An 18012-nucleotide genomic window follows, 5' to 3' on the forward strand; every position below is an offset into this window, starting at 1 on the left:
ATTTATTTTAGCTGAATCCAGAAACACATTTACTTACCTACCCAGCTGTCATAAATTGCCTTTTGCAAAGCATCTGGCTGCGCAGCCGGACTAATTTTGAATGTCCTTTGCACATCTTTGCCCAACACTATCGCCACATCCCTCTTTTCGCCCTTTGCTTCAACCGTTAGGTGTAGAGTGTCCCCTTCTTTTTTTTCTTCAAAAGTACGTTTAAAGCGTTCAGAAGTAGCAGTTAAACCCTCGATCGCCAGCAATCTGGAATTTATTCTTATGCCCTGCTTCCATGCCGGCGAGTTCCAGTCGACCGACATGATTTGAAGTGTATCAGCCTGCGGCCTTACTCCCAGGCCCGCCCATACAGGATTGTAAACAGCTGTGGAAACTGTATCAATTTTAAGGCCCCCATAGGCAAAGTACTTTGGATAATCCGGAGCTTTCACCGTTAAAGCGTAATCAAATAACTCCTGCAGCTTTACGCCAGCCAGCTGCTCACACTCTGTCTGAAATTCCCGCTCAGTAAAACCGCGGTTGAGTTTTTTGTAGTATTTATTGTAAAGCTGGCGCATCACATCATCGAGCGAATGTTTGTTTTGGGTAACATGGCGGATATTGAAATCAAGCATAAGGCCAAGTACCGAACCCTTATCATAGTAAGAAATGGTTTTATCAATTTCTCCGTTTTTAGACCCATCAAAGCCGTCATTCCAGGTGTTGTAACTGGCCTGCGTAGCAGATTGGTACAAATGCCCCGGTCTGTTCTCATAACTCTGAATGTACGTCTGGAAGTTAGCGAGCATATCTTCTGCAGTTTGAAGTCCGGCCCGTGTACTGATACTGTTCTCGTAGTAGCTTGTAAAACCTTCAGACACCCACAGCATATTGGTATGCGTTTCCTTTGAATAATCAAAAGGACCCAACTCTACCGGCCTGATCCGCTTGACATTAAAAGTATGAAAATACTTATGGGCAATAAAGTTATACAGCCCTTTTCTCCCTTCAGCAGAACCCAGCCTTGCCCCGCTAAAACTCAGCGATGCAGAGTTGAGATGTTCAATCCCTCCGCCTCCGGCCCCTATATATAAAAAGCTATAATGTGTGTAAGGAACATCACCAATGATTTTGCTCCCGGTTTCCACAATCTTTTTCAGGTTGTCCATAAACTCCTGCCGGTCTATAGCAGGCATCTGATAGGCAATGAAATCATGTGGCTTACCGGATACACGGAAAGCTGGCAGTACTTCCAGATTGCCCATCAGAAATGGACTGTCATACAGCACATCAAAATTATCAGCCTTGTAAATATGTTTTTGATGGGGGACAGTATCCAGCCCTGTAGCCACTAGACCTGACCATTTTCTTCCAGAAATCCATGATCTGGTAGTAACCTGGTGTCCAGGCGCACATCTTAAAATCAAGCGTCTTTGCTTTTACCCTGCAGGTCAGCTCCACATGGTAAAGTTGATCGGCAGCCCGTTCCATGGAAACTGTATATTGCATTTTAACAGGCAGCTGCTGTGCCCGGACCTGGCAAATGAAGATCAGGGTGAGGACAAAGCAAAAGCTGGTTTTCTTAGTGATGAACAAAGGAACATGCATAAATTTACTGGATTACAAAGTTGATTTTATCTACACCTGTATTGCCGGTTCTGGCATCATAAGCGTAAATCACCAGCTCATAATTACCTTTTTCAACGGTCTTTAATATACCTTCAAAAATATTGGCAGCAGCGGTAATGGAAAGCGGTATTTCAGTAATGCGGATGCCTTCCTTCTTTACAATTGCTTTTACCTCAATCCCATTCGCATCCCAGATACCGCCTTTTGTAATTGTGCAGCCGCACATCATCGTAAGGCTTACCTTAAATTTGAGATTTCCTCTTAGATCATCCAGCTTTATAAACTCATGGGTGCTGGGCGACAAAACATCCAGAATGAAGCCCGGAAATTCCAGCAATACACCTTCGCCAATAATATCTTTACCTGGTATCAGCCAGACCTGCGTAGTGGATTTTACCGCAGCATTTCTCCTTGTGATTGGCGCTACTGCTTCGATATCTACAAAAGTAGGCTCAGTGATTGCTATTGCGGCTTCAAACTTAGCCGTTGCAGTATCGATAACGGGCAGGCCCCTTCTTTGTCCTTTCATCATCAGGTCGGTATTCCCTGAAGTGCCGGTTGTTAAACCCTTTGCCAGAATTTCGCCGCTGAGGTTGTTTCTTACCGTGACATACGCACCGCCGATCCCGGTTCCTATAAACTTTGCATCCTTTGCCTGTGCCCTTACGGTAAGTCTGGTGGTTTGGGCATGGCTGTAGATAAAACTAATTCCTAAAATGAGAGTAGCGGCAATTTTCTTTAACATAAAGGAAAGATAAGTTTTCCTGCTTTACGATCAAAGCTGTTACTGATTTAATCTGCCTTAGCGGCACAGCTAATCAATCCAGAAAAACAGTTCTTCGGGTCATAATCCCGCTGTGCATTCGAACGCAGGGCAAAGTAAGGAGATGATAAAAAGAAATTTAAGGTTAGAAATTTGTCAAAGCGGTAGCACCTTGCTCAGCCAGTCCTGCAGCGACTTTCTGATCTCGTCTTTCCATTCCACAGCGTTAAAACAGTCGGCCGACTGCCCGTGCCCGTTTCGTTCCATAGCACTGATGTTCCATTCCTGTTCAAAATTACTGGGGATACAAAACATAAAAACACCGTTTACAATGCCATTGTACATGGTGCCGTTACCTCCATGGCAGATCATCAGGTCTGCATTTTTAAGTACCTCACTGAGGTTAACAAAGTTTTTTGAAATGATATGCGGAGCAGACAGTACCCTGGTTTTATCTCCGGCAGCAATGATGCTGTACCTGCTGTAATAGGGATCATTCAGAAAGCTTACTTTCTGCCAGTCGCCCGTGCTGCCCATACACACAACAATTACCGCTTTGTTTTCGTCGAGATCTGCCAGCCATAATTCTTCGGACTGATCCGGATGATAAATCAGGGGACCGGCAATCTGATAATGGGCAGGCAGCTGATGCTGTGGGAAGAGATATTCATAATCACACAGGATAGTTTCATCCCCTTCGAGTTCTGAGAGATAGTCTGTCACAGGCCGCAGTCCGTATTTCTGCCTGATACGCCTGAAAGGAAGGTGTACATAGCGAAACGCAATGCTTTCTGCGAAGTCTGTAATCCTGTCAGACATCGTCTCCGGTAATTTCTTCATGAAACCATATCCGAACATGCTTTTTGATACACCTCTGGTGAAAGTATAATATTTACTCATGTAGCCATTAAGGACCGAGATGAATTTTACACCTGTAATCTCGGCCGCCATTTTCAGTGAAGGGCTCATGTCTCCTATGACAATATCAGCCTTATATTCCCTGATTGCCTGAACCTGGCTCAGCATAATTTTTTCAAGAACGCTGCGGTTTAACCACGAAAAATCAAAGTCCTTTGCACAGTCCATCACGTGGCCGGCTTCAAAGTGTTCGCATCGAAAAGTCTTGTATCCCCGCTCTTCCACATACTTATCGTATTGTGGCGACTGTACAAATAAAACGGTATATGCTCTTGCGTCAAATTTTCCTGCCAGCACAAGGCAGCGCAGATAATGGGCCTGTACGCTGAAGGGAAACACCAGGATGGTTATCATTATTCATTCCTATTTCAGCAGGTAACAAGCCGGAGGATCGAATGTTTAGGAAAAGTAGAAGAGATGAAAAAATAAAAGGAAATCCGGGGATTTCCTTTATTCAGCTAAACCTCAAGGGTAGCTTTTATAGTTTTTTCTATAGCACGAGTGATCGCATCTTTATAGGCCAGGAAGCTGTTCTGACGGTCTTCAATAGCATCATCTTCTTTGACCGCTTTTTTTCCGTCTTTTACTTCCTGCAATTCATTCTTGTATAAATCACTGAATGCCTCAGGCTCTTTATTCTTCAGGATCCTAACCGTATGCGAGTATTTCTCATGGCTGTCATGAAGAACTGCCAGGCTCTTCTCATTATAAATATTGATACCAACCAGTCTGGTTAATAACTTCTCAAGCTTTCCTCTTTCTTTTGCGTAACCCATAATGGGTCAAATATACCAGTTCTTGGGAAGAATCATACTATGATAATACTGCCTCAGGCATCTGCACAAACTGAAGGCTGCAGCTGATGCGGATTTCATCACTCAAAATTGCTTTCCCTGCCGGCGTTTTCTCTCCCCAGGTTATCCCGAAATCCCTTCTTGAAAGCAGGCCCTTAAGTGTAAAAACCGAAAGCGAACGGTCGTATTGATCAGTAACCTTTCCCTGGTGTTCTACTTTGAATGTAACAGGCCTTGTAATGCCCTTAATGGTCAGGTTACCCTCTAAATGATAACTTTTTTGATAAGGACCAATCGGAAAGGGGTTCTTGATGATATTCACCTGTTCCATTGCGATACTTTTGAACGAGATCTGACTATACTGTTCAGCATCAAAAAAATCAGCAGACAGCAGGTGTTCGTCGCGCTGCGGTTGATTGGTCTGAACAGAATTGATCTCCGCAGTAAAATCTATCAGGGGATGATCAGTAATATCCTCTCCCTCGGTTCGAACCTCGGCTTTAAAATCTGTAAAATAACCGTTTATTGTATTGAGCAGTAAATACTTTGCACTGAACATTATTGAACTATGATCAGCGTCTATTTTCCATGTAGCCATAACTTTCTTTGTTTTACAGCTAACGATTTATAGCTGTATTGATATTAAAGTATAAAGGTCTGGCTTCTGGTTATGCGGTACAACTCCCAAATTCGGGGATATTACACTGGTCAGGATTTAGCTTTGCCGGCAGGACTTACTTTCTCGAGCGACCGCTGGTAGGTTCTGGCAAGGATGCCAACGATCAGTTTTTTTGGTAAGAGATTCATAAAAATGTTGCCCAGCCTGTTCAATGCCCCCGGGACATAGTTGAACTTCCTGCTTTTCAGTGCATAAATGCCTTCTTTTGCAGCCTGCTTCACCGGCATCAGCCATCCCTGCAGATCATTGAACTGTTCGGTAGCAGTCATTTCGGTAACAATACCGCCGGGAGCAAAGATAGTAAGCGAAAGTGTCCGGCTTTTGATTTCATGTGCCAATGCATTGGCAAAGCCAATTAAAAACGATTTGGTACCCGAATATGCTGCCTGATAGGGAACGGGGAATATTCCCGCCATGCTGGATACTATCATAATACCCCCCTCAGCTCCTGATGTTTCAAAGTGTTTAACCAGTTCTCCTGTAATGCGGACAACACTGATCACATTGGTTTGTACAAGCCGTTCAAAATCATCCTGTGCAAGATCGGCATGAGGCCCGAAATGTGTGATACCTGCGTTGAGCACCGCTGCATAAAGTTCCTGGCCGTTTAAACATTCAGCTATCAGACGTTCTACATCTGCTGATACAGAGAGGTCAGCCACAATAACTTTAACCTGTACATGGGCATCACGTTCCAGATCAGCTTTCAGCTGATTGAGTTTATCAGCTCGTCTTGCAGCAATAATCAGGTTTGCATGGTACTGATACGCCAGCTGCTGAGCCATCTCATACCCTAAACCGGAGGATGCACCGGTTACTAAAACCCACTTTTTGTTGAAATCGAGTGCTCTCACTGCTTTATGTTTATATGGTTGTTGTTAGCCCTTTTTCAGGACAATATGCTTTACATTTTTCCTGTCGTAGGTATAGCTGATATGCACCAGGCCGTCTGCAGTTTGTATAATCGCAGGATAACTGTATTCTTCTTTGGTACCGTTTTCCAGGACAAGCACATCTTCCCATGTCTTACCGTCTTTTGAACTGGCCAGCCTTAATTTGCTCCTGCCATTGAACCAATCCTTGCCGGGAACATCAGGATTGTAAACAATCAGCTGTGTTCCATCTTTCAATGTCACAGCATCAGTACCGGAATTCGGATTTAAAAGTGATGTCTTACTTAGTTTACCCCATGTATTTCCACCGTCAGATGACCAGGATTGCATCACACTCCCCTGTTTGCTCCTGCAAAGGATCTGCATTTTGTTTTTACCGTAGAAAAGGACGCTTGGCTGGATCACATCAAACTTTGATTCCGGATCTACCGGGATCAGTTCCCAGGTCTTTCCGTCGTCTGCCGACTTCTCCATATGGGCAGTCCAGCGGTTTTCTGTGACTTCCACGCTTGAAGGAGATAAAATAATTCCGTCTGAAAGTTGAACAGGTTTATTTTTGATTGGCCCCAGAATGCCGGCAGGCAAACGCCCGGCTGCCGACCAGCTCTGCCCGTTATCAGCTGAGGTTTTTACCATTCCCCACCATTCTCTTGGGTTAGGGCCTACTTTATAAAAAAGGAAAAGTTTACCGCTTTTGGTTTTGAAAAGCACCGGATTCCATGCCGGGAACCTTAGTGTATCACTTACGATTCCGTTGGCTACATCCACAGGCTGGGATATACCCTGCTGATCGATTGACGACAACCAGATATCCACATCCTTTTTGCCTTCGGCAGATCCGCCGAAACAGGACAGGAGAACCTTTCCCGGAGCAACTTCAACCATGGTTGAGGCATGGCACTGTTTGAAAGGCGGATTGTTAAACACCAGCTCTTCCTTTAATTTTACCCAGGACGATTGCGCATGAGCAGCAGAAAAGAGGCCAAAAACAGCCATGAGGGCGACAGGAAAAAATTTATTCATAAAATATCAGTCAGGATCAGCTGATAAAAATACATTTTATTTGGCTGTGTACCACTGAAAGCCGTAACCATTCAACTGGATTTTACCGCCGTTACCGATATTTACCTGCTTTTTACCTCCCGTCAGTTCTGTAAAATCTGCACCTTGTACAGCTTTCTCCTCCAGTGAGAACTGCTGCGGGCTTTTACTAAAGTTGTGCACAGCAATCAGTTGTTTTCCTTTGAACAGATATTGTATAGCCATGATATTTGAATTTCCGGCATCCAGAATTTTCCATTCCCCCAATCCGATTTCAGGATGTAACTTTCTTATTTCAACCAGGTTTTTAATAAAGGATAACAGGGAATTTTTATCGGCTGACTCATCGGCCACATTCACTTTTTGGAAAGAATAATCGCCGTAACCTATAACCGGCCTTACTGTTATACTATCGGTACTGAAACCGCTGTTGGCCGAGCGATCCCATTGCATAGGGGTCCGGACGGATAATCTTTCCTGCAAAGTAAGATCATCACCCATACCAATTTCCTCTCCGTACCTGATCACAGGGGCACCCGGAAAAGAAAAGAGCAGACTGTAACTCATTCTGATCAGCGCAGGATCTGCAAGCATGGGGGCAAGTCTTCTCCGTATCCCCCTGTCATAAATCTGCATGTTACTTTCAGGACCGAATTTTTTAAACACCAGCGAACGCTGGCTTTTTGTTAAACGGGCAAGATCTACCTCATCATGATTTCTTAAAAAGAATGCCCACTGTGATGTGGCAGGTTTCAGCCTGAATTCTTCGAGCGCTTTCTTCAGGGATTCAGGATCTTCCCTGGCAAGGCTGTAAAACAGATACTGGTTCACATAAAAGTTAAACATCATTTGAAGCCGGTTACCGTTTGTGCCAAAAAAGTCTTTGTTCTCCTCAGCAGTTACATTGGCCTCTCCCAGGAGCACCGCATTGGGGTTAATGGACTGTACAGTTTTCCGCATGCTGGTCAAAAGATCAAACATATGTTTGGGATTGGCGCTGCCGGTTTTGGGCAGATCTATAATGAAAGGAACGGCATCCAGCCTGAAACCGTCAACACCTTTTTTGAGCCAGTAACGGAGTACATCGGCTGCCATTTCACGTACCTGTGGCTCCTCGTAGTTTAAATCAGGTTCAAAATCATAAAAACGGTGGAAATAGTACTTTTTGGTTGCCTCATCAAAGGTCCAGGTTTCGGTTTGTACTCCCGGAAAAACCAGGCCTTTGTCTGCATCACCGGGTTTCTTATCCGACCATACATACCAGGAATGATATTTTGAAGTAGTATCTGCCCTTGCCATCTTGAACCAGTCATGGCCACTGGAGGTGTGGTTCAGTACCAGGTCCATGATTACTTTTATCCCTTTCTTTTTGGCAGCAGCCATAAAATTCTGAAAGTCTGCGGCCGTACCCAGGTTTTTATCTATTCCGTAATAATCAGTTTCGTCATATCCATCATCGCCATTGGGCGTTGGCTGAAATGGCGCCAACCAGATTACATCCACGCCAAGTGTATCCAGATAGCCCAGTTTCTGGGTCAATCCGTTGAAATCTCCGGTCCCGTCTCCGTTGCTGTCCTTAAAAGTTTCTACATCCAGATTATAAATGAATGCATTGCTGTACCACTCCGGAACTGCTTTTACAGTTTCCTGCTTTTCTGTTGATTGTTTGCAGCTGCCGAGGCAGATCATAAGAATAATAATGATGTATCTTTCGGGATAAAGGCGCATAGGATCTGGTTTTCAGCTTCCCTAACATTCCTGCATTAAAAAAGTTCCATTTATATTTATTCGAATAAATAACCGCTTAAAGCGAGCCCCCTGGCAACACTGGTAAAGTTATCGCCCGAGTTTACAGGAACGCTGGGGAACTTGCTGCTGAACAGATTTTGTACAGCGCCAACCAGTGAGGTTCCTCCGGTGAGGAACAAACTGTCGATATCCCCGGGTTTGATTTCATTTTTCAGCATAAACTCATCGAGGTATATGCTGATCTTCCTGATATCTTTTTCAATGATAGCTTCGTATTGTGTGAGAGAAATCTCTTCATCAATCTCTATTTCCATATTGGAGTAGCAGAATTGTGAATCTTCCTGCTCAGACAGTTCTATTTTGGTTTTCTCAATGGACTGGAAAACGGAATAGCCCAGATTATTGTCGATCAGTGTAAGCAGGTTTTTAAACTTTTTATCTTTTTTAGAGTAATGATAATAATCCTCCATATCTCTTTTAATCCGGAGACTGTTAAAAAAGTTCATCTGATCCCAGGTGCAGATATTGGCAAACAGGGAGATAGGGACGGTAAGCACCTTACCGGGTGTGGCCTCATAAAGCGTGTTCTTACCGAAATGTGGCGTGCCCCTGTCCCACATAAAAGCAGAATCAAAGCTGTCGCCACCAATATAGATACCACCGCTGGCGATCATATCATTTTTCCTGTCCTGATTTGCGGCTTTTGCAGGATCCAGAATTAAATAGGTAAAATCTGTTGTACCACCACCAAGATCGGCTACCAGAACTTTCTCTTTTTTACTGATTGTCCTTTCATAGGCAAAGGCAGCGCCGATAGGCTCAAACTGAAAACGTACTTCGGTGAAACCTGCGTTCTCGGCCGCTTTGCTCAACCGTGTCTGTGCAAGGGTATCCTTTGCAGTACTGTCATCATCAAAAAATACGGGTCTTCCGATAATTGCTCTTTGGCAGTCGCATCCGGTAATCTGATCAGCCTTGGCCTTCAGATCTTTTAAGATCAGGGTAACAAGATCAGAAGCGTTGTATCTTTTATTATGGATCCGTGTTTCAATAAAGCTGCTTCTGGAAAGGATCTGTTTAATGGATTTGATAAAGCGGCCTTTCATGCCATCTTTCAGATAAGATGTAACAGCCTGCTCTCCAATCACATAATCTGGACTATCCCCTGTACCTGGTTCATGCTGAAAGTAAATCAGCGAAGGGACAGTAATCGTGCTGATGATCTCCTTTTTTTCTTCATCATAAATTGATAATGCAGAGTTCGTGGTACCAAAGTCAATTCCATAAAGAAACTTATTCATCGCAAAAAAGATATTAATTAATACATTCACATCGCAGGTATTTCCCGGGGCGCGAATGTATTAAAAAAAATATACAATTAAGGGGTCACCACACTTGCGGTTCCATCTTTTGTATCACCATCAGTATCTTTTTCAGAATCGCCTGTGTAACCATCATCTTTCAATGAGTCGTAACCCTGTGTCCCGGTATTATCCAGACCGTCCCGCGGACCCTGCGGCTGAAAAGGATCCTTTACAATCTTTTCCCTCTGATCTGTTTCCGGTTTATTTTTTTCCTGTTCTTCCATGATCTCGTTTATTTGATAACAATGACAATCTGCTGTGGTAACAATACTGAAGGCAAACTGGTTTTAATTAGTTATTTGATGTACACGGTTTTGATGTTGACGAACTCATGGATACCGAACATGGCGAGCTCACGGCCGTACCCGGATTCATTGATACCACCAAATGGTAATGCCGGATCGGATTTGACCCCTTCGTTTACAAAACAGGAGCCTGCAGCAAGCTGGTTTCTGGCAATATCTTCTGCAAGATCTATATCCCTTGTAAATACTGCTGCACCCAGTCCGAAGTTGGTATCATTGGCGATCCTTACCGCATCGGCTGCATCTGCTGCAGTGATGATGGCCGCGACCGGCCCGAAGATCTCTTCATCATAGGCAAGCATCCCTTTTTTAACATCACGGAGTATAGTGGGCTGATAAAAAGCATGCTCCCCATCAGCAAAAGGAATTTTTCCTCCAAGGATACAATCTGCACCCTGCTCAATACATTTCAGCACCTGCTGGTGAAGCTCATCTCTCAGGTCTGCCCTTGCCATAGGTCCCAGATCAGTATCTTCTTTGAAAGGATCACCAGTTTTCTTTTGTTCCATCTGGTATTTGAACAGGCGGGTAAACTCTTCTTCAACTTCTTTCACCACGATAAACCGCTTGGCAGCAATACAACTCTGTCCGTTGTTAATTAAGCGTGATTCTGCACAAACCCTGGCCGCTGCAGGTAAATCCGCATCGGCCAGCACGAGATAAGGATCACTCCCGCCAAGTTCAAGCACGGTTTTCTTTAATAGACTGCCTGCCTGCTCAGCTATCTTCTTCCCGGCATTGGTGCTGCCTGTTATGGTAACGGCTTTCACCAGCGGGTTTTCTATTACTTTTGCGATGGATTTACTGCTGCAGATCAGCGCTTTAAATATATCTTCCTGGAAACCTGCGTCTTTAACAACTTGTTCTATCGCCTGCGCACAACCCATTACTCCCGAGGAATGTTTTAAGATCCCGGCATTACCAGCCATTAAAGCCGGTGCAAGAAACCTGAATACCTGCCAGAATGGGAAATTCCAGGGCATAACGGCCAGCACAATACCTATTGGCCTGAAGCTGACATAACTTTTGGAGGCCTGGGTTTCGATCTGCTCGTCGGCAAGGAAGTCGGCTCCATTCTCCGCATAATACCTGCATACCGCAGCACATTTTACTACTTCGGCAAGCCCCTGTTTTAAGGGTTTACCCATTTCGCCTGCCATCAGCCTGGCCAGCTGGTCCTTCCTTTCTTCCAGCAGTACGGCCATCTTTTGCAGCAGATCTGCCCTCATGGCATAATTTGTATGCTGATAAGTAAGCCAGGCCTGCTGAACGCGGTCTATCTTCTCACTGATCTCCAGATCAGTATCTTCCATGTATTCTTTTATAACTTCTCCATTGAATGGATTGATGGATTGAATGCTCATATGCTATTTGTCCAGTGCTAACCGTTTATAAGGGCCTGGTGTTTCTGCATATGTTAACAAGCGGGAGAATGAATTGTGTGGTTTTTGCGAGTGAATAGTGCCCCCCGGGCCTGAACAGGCATTGTTCAGTTTGTTCAAGTTCTATGGATATGAAACATATATCGCAAAAAAACATTGATATTGAAACTATTATTATTTAGAACCTTACCGCCATGAATACAATAGATTTAAATGCCCTGGCAAACAAAATTGCGCTCATTTGTCCTGTTCTCATTGAATCTGTTTCTGAACAGATGATTACCGTTAAAGGCAGGATCATGCCTTACAGATTATACATGGAATTCAGGAACAATGTACCCGTTTTACAGATAGACCTGTACAACCATGATCTGAAAAGCGAAATAGAAGATGAGGTAAATCATATCCTGAGCGTTTTCTACCTTTATATGATAGAAAACGTCCATGTGAATTACCTCAATTTAACGTATTAAATGAAAATTAGTTCATCTGTAATTTCTTCTGGATATCATTTACATATCCTTTGAACTTTTTGTCAGTACCCATCAGGTCATCAACGGTCTGGCAGGCGTAAATCACTGTAGAGTGGTCGCGGCCCCCATGATATGCTCCGATGCTCTTCAGTGAAGATTTGGTCAGGCTTTTAGAGAGATACATAGAGATCTGTCTTGCCTGCACCACTTCGCGTTTACGGGTTGGCGAGTTTACCAGGTTCACAGGTACTTCAAAGTATTCACATACCAGTTTCTGGATGAAATCCATGGAAACTTCTTTGGAGGTGTTCTTGATAAAGTTTTTTAACATCGACTTTGCCAGTGGCAGATCGATATCCTTTTTGTTGAGCGTAGACTGGGCAAGCAGGGATACCATTGCACCTTCCAGTTCACGTACGTTGTTATCTATATTATGTGCTACGTATTCAACTACCTCTGAAGGAAGGTCGATACCATCAGCATACATTTTCTTTTTAAGGATGGCAATCCTGGTTTCCAGATCAGGGATCTGAAGATCGGCAGATAATCCCCATTTGAAGCGGCTCAGCAATCTTTCTTCTAAACCGGATAAATCTTTCGGTGCTTTATCTGAAGTAATGATGATCTGTTTGCCCGACTGGTGCAGGTGGTTGAAGATATGGAAAAAGATATCCTGTGTTTTCTCTTTTCCGGCAAAATTATGGACATCATCCATGATGATCACATCCATGGCCTGGTAAAAGTTCACAAAATCATTGATCGTATTGTTTTTCAATGACTCTACAAACTGCTGGCAGAACTTTTCGCAGGATACAAATATCACAAGTTTCTCCGGATGGGTACGTTTGATCTCGTTGCCGATTGCCTGTGCAAGGTGTGATTTTCCCAGTCCTACCGCACCGTAGATCATTAGCGGGTTGAATGATGTTGCTCCCGGTTTTGCTGCCACAGCGAAACCTGCAGAACGCGCCAGACGGTTACAATCTCCCTCTACATAATTTTCCAAAGTGTAATTGGAATTCAATTGCGGATCAACGTTCATTCTCTTCGCTCCGGGAATTACAAAAGGATTTCTGATGTCTTTACCGGCAGCAGCTGAAGGTACAGATGGCGACTGCGCATTTGGCGCAGCAGCATTACCGCTTGAGGGCATTTTGGTAGTATATGGCGATCCGCTGTTGGAAGATTTGTTATCCACAACGATGTTATATTCCAGGCGTCCTTCTTCTCCCAGCTGTTGTTTAACAGTCTTGCGTAACAGCCCTACATAATGTTCTTCCAGCCATTCGTAAAAAAATAAGCTTGGCACTTGTACAGTCAAAACATTCCCTTCCAGCTTCAAAGCAGAGATCGGTTCAAACCAGGTTCTGTAACTCTGATTTGGGATGTTCGCTTTGATAGTTTGAAGTGAGTTATTCCACACTGTTGTACAAGTATTCTGCATAGTATATTGTTGTTATTCGTCTAAAAATTTGTTCCCTTTCGATTGGGGATTGCGAAGATCAAGAAAATAGTAAACAAAAAAACATAAACTTATACTTAGGATTAACCAGCTGTAATGCAATCACATATGAAAATTATTTAGATTTTAATGTGGATAAGTATGGGTTATCAACACATGTTGTTAACTATTGTCCCCCGGCATTGTCAATAACGTGGATAGGTGGGATAGATCCAAAAACAACACCCTGAACACTATGGTACTTGAGTCAGATTTAGGGCAGAAAAAAAAAGAGAGTTAGGGCATAATTTCTGGGGATAACCTCAGAATCCGATTCCGGTTGTTCCGCAGTTGTTCACATTTTTCTTCAGTAAATCCGGCAGTTTTCTCCTCATTTATGAGCACAGATCCTATCTTTACTGCATACCCTAATGATATTTGAAATGATCAGATTGAATAACGATACCCCTACGAGTGTTTTACAGGATGTAAAAAAAGGCAGCATGATAACGGATACCTTTAGTAAAACCGGATTGGTAGAAAGTATGGAGACCACTGATGACGGATTCAATAAGATATATACCTTTCACCTGGTTACCGGAAGGACAATTACTGTCAAAAAATAAAACAGAATCATAGCCCGGATGTTTATTTTAAAAAATGAACATTATGGAAGATCAAAATTCAGATAAACTGCACAATCAGGAAGACGTTAATCCTACAAGCCAGCTGGACAAACTCGCAGCCGAAGAAAAGCCGGAAGACATGCCAGAAACCAACGGTACAGGTGCCAACCGGCCGGTTCAGACTTCGGGAACAGTAATCATAGAAAAAGATCCTGAAGAGGACAGCAATGACGTTGAAGAGTTGGGGCATTCGTAATTTTAACTTACCTTTGCGCCATAAAATAAAACCATGATTTATTTCTTCTCCAACGAGCGCAATACTGTTTTTGCTGTACAAATAGAACGAACCCTCACCTCGTCTGATATTTCAAAATTAAGCTGGCTTTTTGGCGGTGCCCAACTGAATAAAGAAACTGTAATAACAGACTTTTTCACCGGCCCCCGCGCTGCAATGATCACTCCCTGGAGTACCAATGCGGTGGAGATCACGCAAAACATGGACATCCACGGTATCGTGAGGATCGAAGAATTTACCAGGGTAAGCGCTGATTTCAATGCTTTCGATCCAATGTTGTTTCAGAAATACAATGAGCTGAATGAAGAGCTGTATACAATCAGCCTTCAGCCGGAGCACATTCTTGAAATAGCAGATATCGCTGCGTATAACCAGCAGGAGGGTCTCTCTCTGAGTGATGTGGAAATTGATTATTTAAATGAGCTTGCAGTAAAACTGGACAGAAAGTTAACAGATTCTGAAGTATTCGGCTTTTCGCAGGTAAATTCGGAGCACTGCCGTCACAAGATCTTTAACGGTACTTTTGTGATCGACGGAGAAGAACAGCCGGTCTCATTGTTTAAGATGATCCGCAAAACCTCTGAAGCCAATCCTAACGGGATTATTTCTGCCTATAAAGATAACGTTGCCTTCGTAAAAGGACCAAGGGTACAGCAATTTGCACCTAAACGTGCGGATGTACCTGAATATTACGAAATAAAAGACTTTGATTCTGTAATCTCACTGAAAGCAGAAACACATAACTTCCCTACCACAGTAGAGCCATTTAACGGTGCTGCTACAGGATCAGGAGGTGAAATTCGTGACAGGCTTGCGGGTGGTCAGGGCTCATTGCCACTGGCTGGAACAGCTGTATACATGACTTCCTTTTCACGTCTGGAAGAAAACCGTCCCTGGGAAAATGGCATGACCGAAAGGAACTGGTTATACCAGACACCGATGGATATCCTGATCAAAGCTTCCAACGGAGCATCTGATTTTGGAAACAAATTCGGCCAGCCCCTTATCACAGGTTCATTACTGACATTCGAGCACGAAGAAGATGCAAGAAAACTCGGCTTTGATAAAGTGATCATGCAGGCCGGTGGTATCGGATATGGCAAGGCCGATCAGGCGAAAAAAGAAAAACCATCAGTTAATGACAAGATTGTTGTTCTGGGTGGTGAAAACTACAGAATTGGAATGGGTGGTGCTGCAGTTTCTTCTGCAGATACCGGTGCAATGGGTTCAGGTATTGAACTGAATGCCATTCAGCGCTCGAATCCTGAAATGCAGAAACGCGTTGCCAATGCCGTGCGCGGAATGGTAGAAAGCGACCACAATACGATCGTCTCTATCCATGATCACGGTGCAGGCGGTCACCTGAACTGCCTGTCGGAACTTGTAGAAGAAACCGGCGGAAAGATCGATCTCGATAAACTGCCTGTAGGTGACCCTACCCTCTCGGCCAAGGAGATCATCGGAAACGAATCACAGGAACGCATGGGACTGGTGATCGGACAGGAAAACCTGGAAACCCTGCAAAAGATTGCCGACCGCGAACGCGCACCAATGTATACTGTTGGGGACGTAACCGGAGATCATCGTTTCACCTTTGAATCTGCCACAACAGGCGCTAAACCTATGGACCTGAAAATGGACGATATGTTTGGAAGTTCTCCAAAAGTGATCATGCAGGATAAAACGGTAGAAAGAAAATATACAGCAGTAAGCTATGAACTTTCAAAAATAGACACTTACCTGGAGCAGTTACTGCAACTGGAAGCTGTTGGAAGTAAGGACTGGCTGACGAATAAGGTTGACCGCTGTGTGGGTGGTCGCGTAGCTAAACAGCAATGTGCCGGCCCGCTGCAACTGCCCTTGAACAATTGTGGTGTAATGGCACTGGATTTCCAGGGCAAAGATGGTATCGCAACCTCTATCGGTCATGCCCCACTCTCAGCATTAATTGACCCTGCTGCAGGAAGCCGTAATGCTATTGCAGAATCTTTATCAAACCTGGTTTGGGCTCCATTGAAAGATGGCCTGGAAAGTGTATCACTTTCTGCCAACTGGATGTGGGCATGTAAAAACGAAGGTGAGGATGCACGTTTATACGCTGCTGTCAAAGCCTGCTCTGATTTTGCAATCAGCCTGGGAATTAATATTCCTACAGGAAAAGATTCACTGTCAATGAAGCAGAAATACAAAAACGAAGAGGTGATCTCTCCGGGAACTGTCATCATTTCTGCGGCCGGCCATTGTGATGATATTACCGCAGTTATTGAGCCTGTCCTTAAAAAAACCGGCGGTTCAATCTATTATATCAACTTATCAGGTGATACTTATAAACTGGGCGGATCATCATTCGCACAAATACTGAATAAAATCGGTGATGAAACACCTGATGTAATTGATGCCAGTCAATTCAAAAACACATTCAATACACTTCAGGAACTGATCAAAGGTAAAAAAATACAGGCCGGACATGATATCGGCAGCGGGGGTTTAATCACTACCCTGCTCGAACTTTGCTTTGCAGACCGCAACCTGGGTGCCGATATTGACCTTACTGCCCTTGGAGATCAGGACAGCATAGCAAAATTATTTGCAGAAAATATCGGGATCGTATTTCAGGCCGATGCTTCTGCTGAAGCTGTACTTGAAGCAAATAACGTTTCCTATCATAAAATTGGTTCGGTAACTTCGAAACCTGCACTGGTGATCAAAGATCAGTCAGGCAGCATGAACTTTGATATCGATCACCTGCGTGATGTATGGGCTAAAACTTCATACCTCCTGGACCAAAAACAAAGCGGAGCCTTTAAAGCGAAAGAACGTTTTGATAACTATAAAAATCATGTACTGGAATACACTTTCCCGTTATCTTTTGACGGAAAGAAACCAGTTATAGATCCTTCCAAACCACGGCCAAAAGCTGCTGTTATCCGCGAAAAGGGAAGCAACTCTGAAAGGGAACTGGCCAACGCAATGTACCTTGCCGGCTTTGATGTGAAGGATGTACATATGACCGATCTGATTTCAGGAAGGGAAACACTGGAAGACATACAGTTTATCGGAGCTGTTGGAGGATTTTCCAACTCCGACGTACTGGGTTCGGCAAAAGGCTGGGCAGGTGCCTTCCTTTACAACGAGAAAGCTAAACTGGCGCTTGAAAACTTCTTTAAACGTGAGGATACTTTATCAATAGGTATCTGTAACGGATGCCAATTATTTGTAGAGCTTGGGCTGATCAATAAAGATCATGAGGAAAAACCTAAGATGCTGCACAATGACAGTCATAAACATGAAAGTGGTTTCACCTCCGTAGCGATACAGGAAAACAACTCGGTGATGCTTTCAGGCCTGGCAGGAACAACATTGGGCGTTTGGATTTCACATGGTGAAGGTAAATTCCAGTTACCTTATGCAGAAGATCAGTATCAGATTGTTGCGAAATATGGTTATGAAAGTTATCCGGCTAACCCTAATGGTTCTGACTACAACACTGCGATGATGTGCGATAATACCGGAAGACACCTGGTGATCATGCCACATATTGAACGCTCTATCTTCCAGTGGAACTGGGCAAACTATCCTGAAGGACGCAATGATGAGGTATCTCCATGGATTGCAGCTTTCGTAAATGCCCGCAAATGGCTGGAAGCGTAATTTCAAAAGGTAATGTCCTAT

17 protein-coding genes are annotated in these 18012 nt (G+C 43.8%); 4 read left to right on the forward strand and 13 right to left on the reverse strand.

The annotated features are described in order from the left end of the window. Positions 1 to 29: 29 nt before the first annotated feature. The 12 genes from ABWY16_RS03515 to ABWY16_RS03570 form a co-directional block, all read right to left on the reverse strand. Complete coding sequence (locus ABWY16_RS03515; RefSeq protein WP_353903268.1) at positions 30 to 1253, reverse strand: M61 family metallopeptidase; 1224 nt, start codon at positions 1251 to 1253, stop codon at positions 30 to 32. 34 nt (positions 1254 to 1287) lie between these two features. Beyond that, on the reverse strand, positions 1288 to 1596 hold the full coding sequence (locus tag ABWY16_RS03520; RefSeq protein ID WP_353903269.1) for a M61 family metallopeptidase: 309 nt from the start codon (positions 1594 to 1596) through the stop codon (positions 1288 to 1290). A 4-nt stretch (positions 1597 to 1600) separates the two neighbouring features. Next, positions 1601 to 2362 carry a hypothetical protein gene (locus ABWY16_RS03525; protein WP_353903270.1) on the reverse strand — a complete coding sequence of 254 codons (762 nt, stop codon included), beginning with the start codon at positions 2360 to 2362 and terminating at the stop codon, positions 1601 to 1603. Positions 2363 to 2536: 174 nt separating this feature from the next. Continuing rightward, on the reverse strand, positions 2537 to 3652 hold the full coding sequence (locus ABWY16_RS03530; protein ID WP_353903271.1) for a glycosyltransferase: 1116 nt from the start codon (positions 3650 to 3652) through the stop codon (positions 2537 to 2539). A gap of 104 nt (positions 3653 to 3756) precedes the next feature. Continuing rightward, positions 3757 to 4074 (reverse strand): hypothetical protein, encoded by a 318-nt coding sequence (locus ABWY16_RS03535; protein WP_353903272.1) that lies wholly within the window; start codon positions 4072 to 4074, stop codon positions 3757 to 3759. Between the two features lie 37 nt (positions 4075 to 4111). Continuing rightward, positions 4112 to 4690: a YceI family protein gene (locus ABWY16_RS03540; protein WP_353903273.1), complete on the reverse strand. Its 579-nt coding sequence runs from the start codon at positions 4688 to 4690 to the stop codon at positions 4112 to 4114. Positions 4691 to 4800: 110 nt separating this feature from the next. Next, positions 4801 to 5625, reverse strand: coding sequence for an SDR family NAD(P)-dependent oxidoreductase (locus ABWY16_RS03545; RefSeq protein WP_353903274.1), 825 nt, complete (start codon positions 5623 to 5625; stop codon positions 4801 to 4803). A 24-nt stretch (positions 5626 to 5649) separates the two neighbouring features. Continuing rightward, positions 5650 to 6687, reverse strand: coding sequence for a sialidase family protein (locus tag ABWY16_RS03550; protein ID WP_353903275.1), 1038 nt, complete (start codon positions 6685 to 6687; stop codon positions 5650 to 5652). Positions 6688 to 6723: 36 nt separating this feature from the next. Continuing rightward, a complete protein-coding gene (locus ABWY16_RS03555; protein ID WP_353903276.1) occupies positions 6724 to 8433 on the reverse strand; it encodes an alpha-amylase family protein in 1710 nt (569 codons plus the stop codon). 56 nt (positions 8434 to 8489) lie between these two features. Further along, complete coding sequence (locus ABWY16_RS03560; protein ID WP_353903277.1) at positions 8490 to 9755, reverse strand: Hsp70 family protein; 1266 nt, start codon at positions 9753 to 9755, stop codon at positions 8490 to 8492. Positions 9756 to 9832: 77 nt separating this feature from the next. Further along, the gene (locus ABWY16_RS03565; protein WP_353903278.1) at positions 9833 to 10042 is read right to left on the reverse strand and encodes a hypothetical protein; all 210 of its coding nucleotides are present in this window, start codon (positions 10040 to 10042) and stop codon (positions 9833 to 9835) included. A 71-nt stretch (positions 10043 to 10113) separates the two neighbouring features. Next, complete coding sequence (locus ABWY16_RS03570; RefSeq protein WP_353903279.1) at positions 10114 to 11487, reverse strand: NAD-dependent succinate-semialdehyde dehydrogenase; 1374 nt, start codon at positions 11485 to 11487, stop codon at positions 10114 to 10116. 212 nt (positions 11488 to 11699) lie between these two features. Between ABWY16_RS03570 and ABWY16_RS03575 the strand changes: the two genes are divergently transcribed. Next, positions 11700 to 11978 (forward strand): hypothetical protein, encoded by a 279-nt coding sequence (locus ABWY16_RS03575; protein WP_353903280.1) that lies wholly within the window; start codon positions 11700 to 11702, stop codon positions 11976 to 11978. Positions 11979 to 11985: 7 nt separating this feature from the next. Here the strand turns inward: ABWY16_RS03575 and dnaA are convergent, their stop codons facing one another. Then, the gene (gene dnaA / locus ABWY16_RS03580) at positions 11986 to 13422 is read right to left on the reverse strand and encodes a chromosomal replication initiator protein DnaA (protein WP_353903281.1); all 1437 of its coding nucleotides are present in this window, start codon (positions 13420 to 13422) and stop codon (positions 11986 to 11988) included. Between the two features lie 440 nt (positions 13423 to 13862). On the opposite strand from dnaA, the gene ABWY16_RS03585 reads away from it, so the two are divergent. Genes ABWY16_RS03585 through purL form a run of 3 tightly spaced genes read left to right on the forward strand, consistent with a single transcriptional unit; the run spans position 13863 to position 17991 of the window. Continuing rightward, a complete protein-coding gene (locus ABWY16_RS03585) occupies positions 13863 to 14045 on the forward strand; it encodes a hypothetical protein (RefSeq protein WP_353903282.1) in 183 nt (60 codons plus the stop codon). 43 nt (positions 14046 to 14088) lie between these two features. Continuing rightward, on the forward strand, positions 14089 to 14301 hold the full coding sequence (locus ABWY16_RS03590) for a hypothetical protein (protein ID WP_353903283.1): 213 nt from the start codon (positions 14089 to 14091) through the stop codon (positions 14299 to 14301). A gap of 33 nt (positions 14302 to 14334) precedes the next feature. Continuing rightward, on the forward strand, positions 14335 to 17991 hold the full coding sequence (gene purL, locus ABWY16_RS03595) for a phosphoribosylformylglycinamidine synthase (protein ID WP_353903284.1): 3657 nt from the start codon (positions 14335 to 14337) through the stop codon (positions 17989 to 17991). The last annotated feature ends 21 nt before the right edge of the window (positions 17992 to 18012 follow it).

The organism is Pedobacter sp., assembly GCF_040513095.1.
GTDB lineage: Bacteria > Bacteroidota > Bacteroidia > Sphingobacteriales > Sphingobacteriaceae > Pedobacter.

Bases quoted from the DNA above. Each gene is read 5' to 3' on its own strand.
- ABWY16_RS03540 (WP_353903273.1), bottom strand. From the start codon at position 4,690: ATGGCTACATGGAAAATAGACGCTGATCATAGTTCAATAATGTTCAGT.
- dnaA (WP_353903281.1), bottom strand. From the start codon at position 13,422: ATGCAGAATACTTGTACAACAGTGTGGAATAACTCACTTCAAACTATC.
- ABWY16_RS03515 (WP_353903268.1), bottom strand. From the start codon at position 1,253: ATGGGCAATCTGGAAGTACTGCCAGCTTTCCGTGTATCCGGTAAGCCA.
- ABWY16_RS03520 (WP_353903269.1), bottom strand. From the start codon at position 1,596: ATGCATGTTCCTTTGTTCATCACTAAGAAAACCAGCTTTTGCTTTGTC.
- ABWY16_RS03535 (WP_353903272.1), bottom strand. From the start codon at position 4,074: ATGGGTTACGCAAAAGAAAGAGGAAAGCTTGAGAAGTTATTAACCAGA.
- ABWY16_RS03570 (WP_353903279.1), bottom strand. From the start codon at position 11,487: ATGAGCATTCAATCCATCAATCCATTCAATGGAGAAGTTATAAAAGAA.
- ABWY16_RS03550 (WP_353903275.1), bottom strand. From the start codon at position 6,687: ATGAATAAATTTTTTCCTGTCGCCCTCATGGCTGTTTTTGGCCTCTTT.
- ABWY16_RS03585 (WP_353903282.1), top strand. From the start codon at position 13,863: ATGATCAGATTGAATAACGATACCCCTACGAGTGTTTTACAGGATGTA.
- ABWY16_RS03555 (WP_353903276.1), bottom strand. From the start codon at position 8,433: ATGCGCCTTTATCCCGAAAGATACATCATTATTATTCTTATGATCTGC.
- ABWY16_RS03590 (WP_353903283.1), top strand. From the start codon at position 14,089: ATGGAAGATCAAAATTCAGATAAACTGCACAATCAGGAAGACGTTAAT.
- purL (WP_353903284.1), top strand. From the start codon at position 14,335: ATGATTTATTTCTTCTCCAACGAGCGCAATACTGTTTTTGCTGTACAA.
- ABWY16_RS03530 (WP_353903271.1), bottom strand. From the start codon at position 3,652: ATGATAACCATCCTGGTGTTTCCCTTCAGCGTACAGGCCCATTATCTG.
- ABWY16_RS03525 (WP_353903270.1), bottom strand. From the start codon at position 2,362: ATGTTAAAGAAAATTGCCGCTACTCTCATTTTAGGAATTAGTTTTATC.
- ABWY16_RS03565 (WP_353903278.1), bottom strand. From the start codon at position 10,042: ATGGAAGAACAGGAAAAAAATAAACCGGAAACAGATCAGAGGGAAAAG.
- ABWY16_RS03575 (WP_353903280.1), top strand. From the start codon at position 11,700: ATGAATACAATAGATTTAAATGCCCTGGCAAACAAAATTGCGCTCATT.
- ABWY16_RS03560 (WP_353903277.1), bottom strand. From the start codon at position 9,755: ATGAATAAGTTTCTTTATGGAATTGACTTTGGTACCACGAACTCTGCA.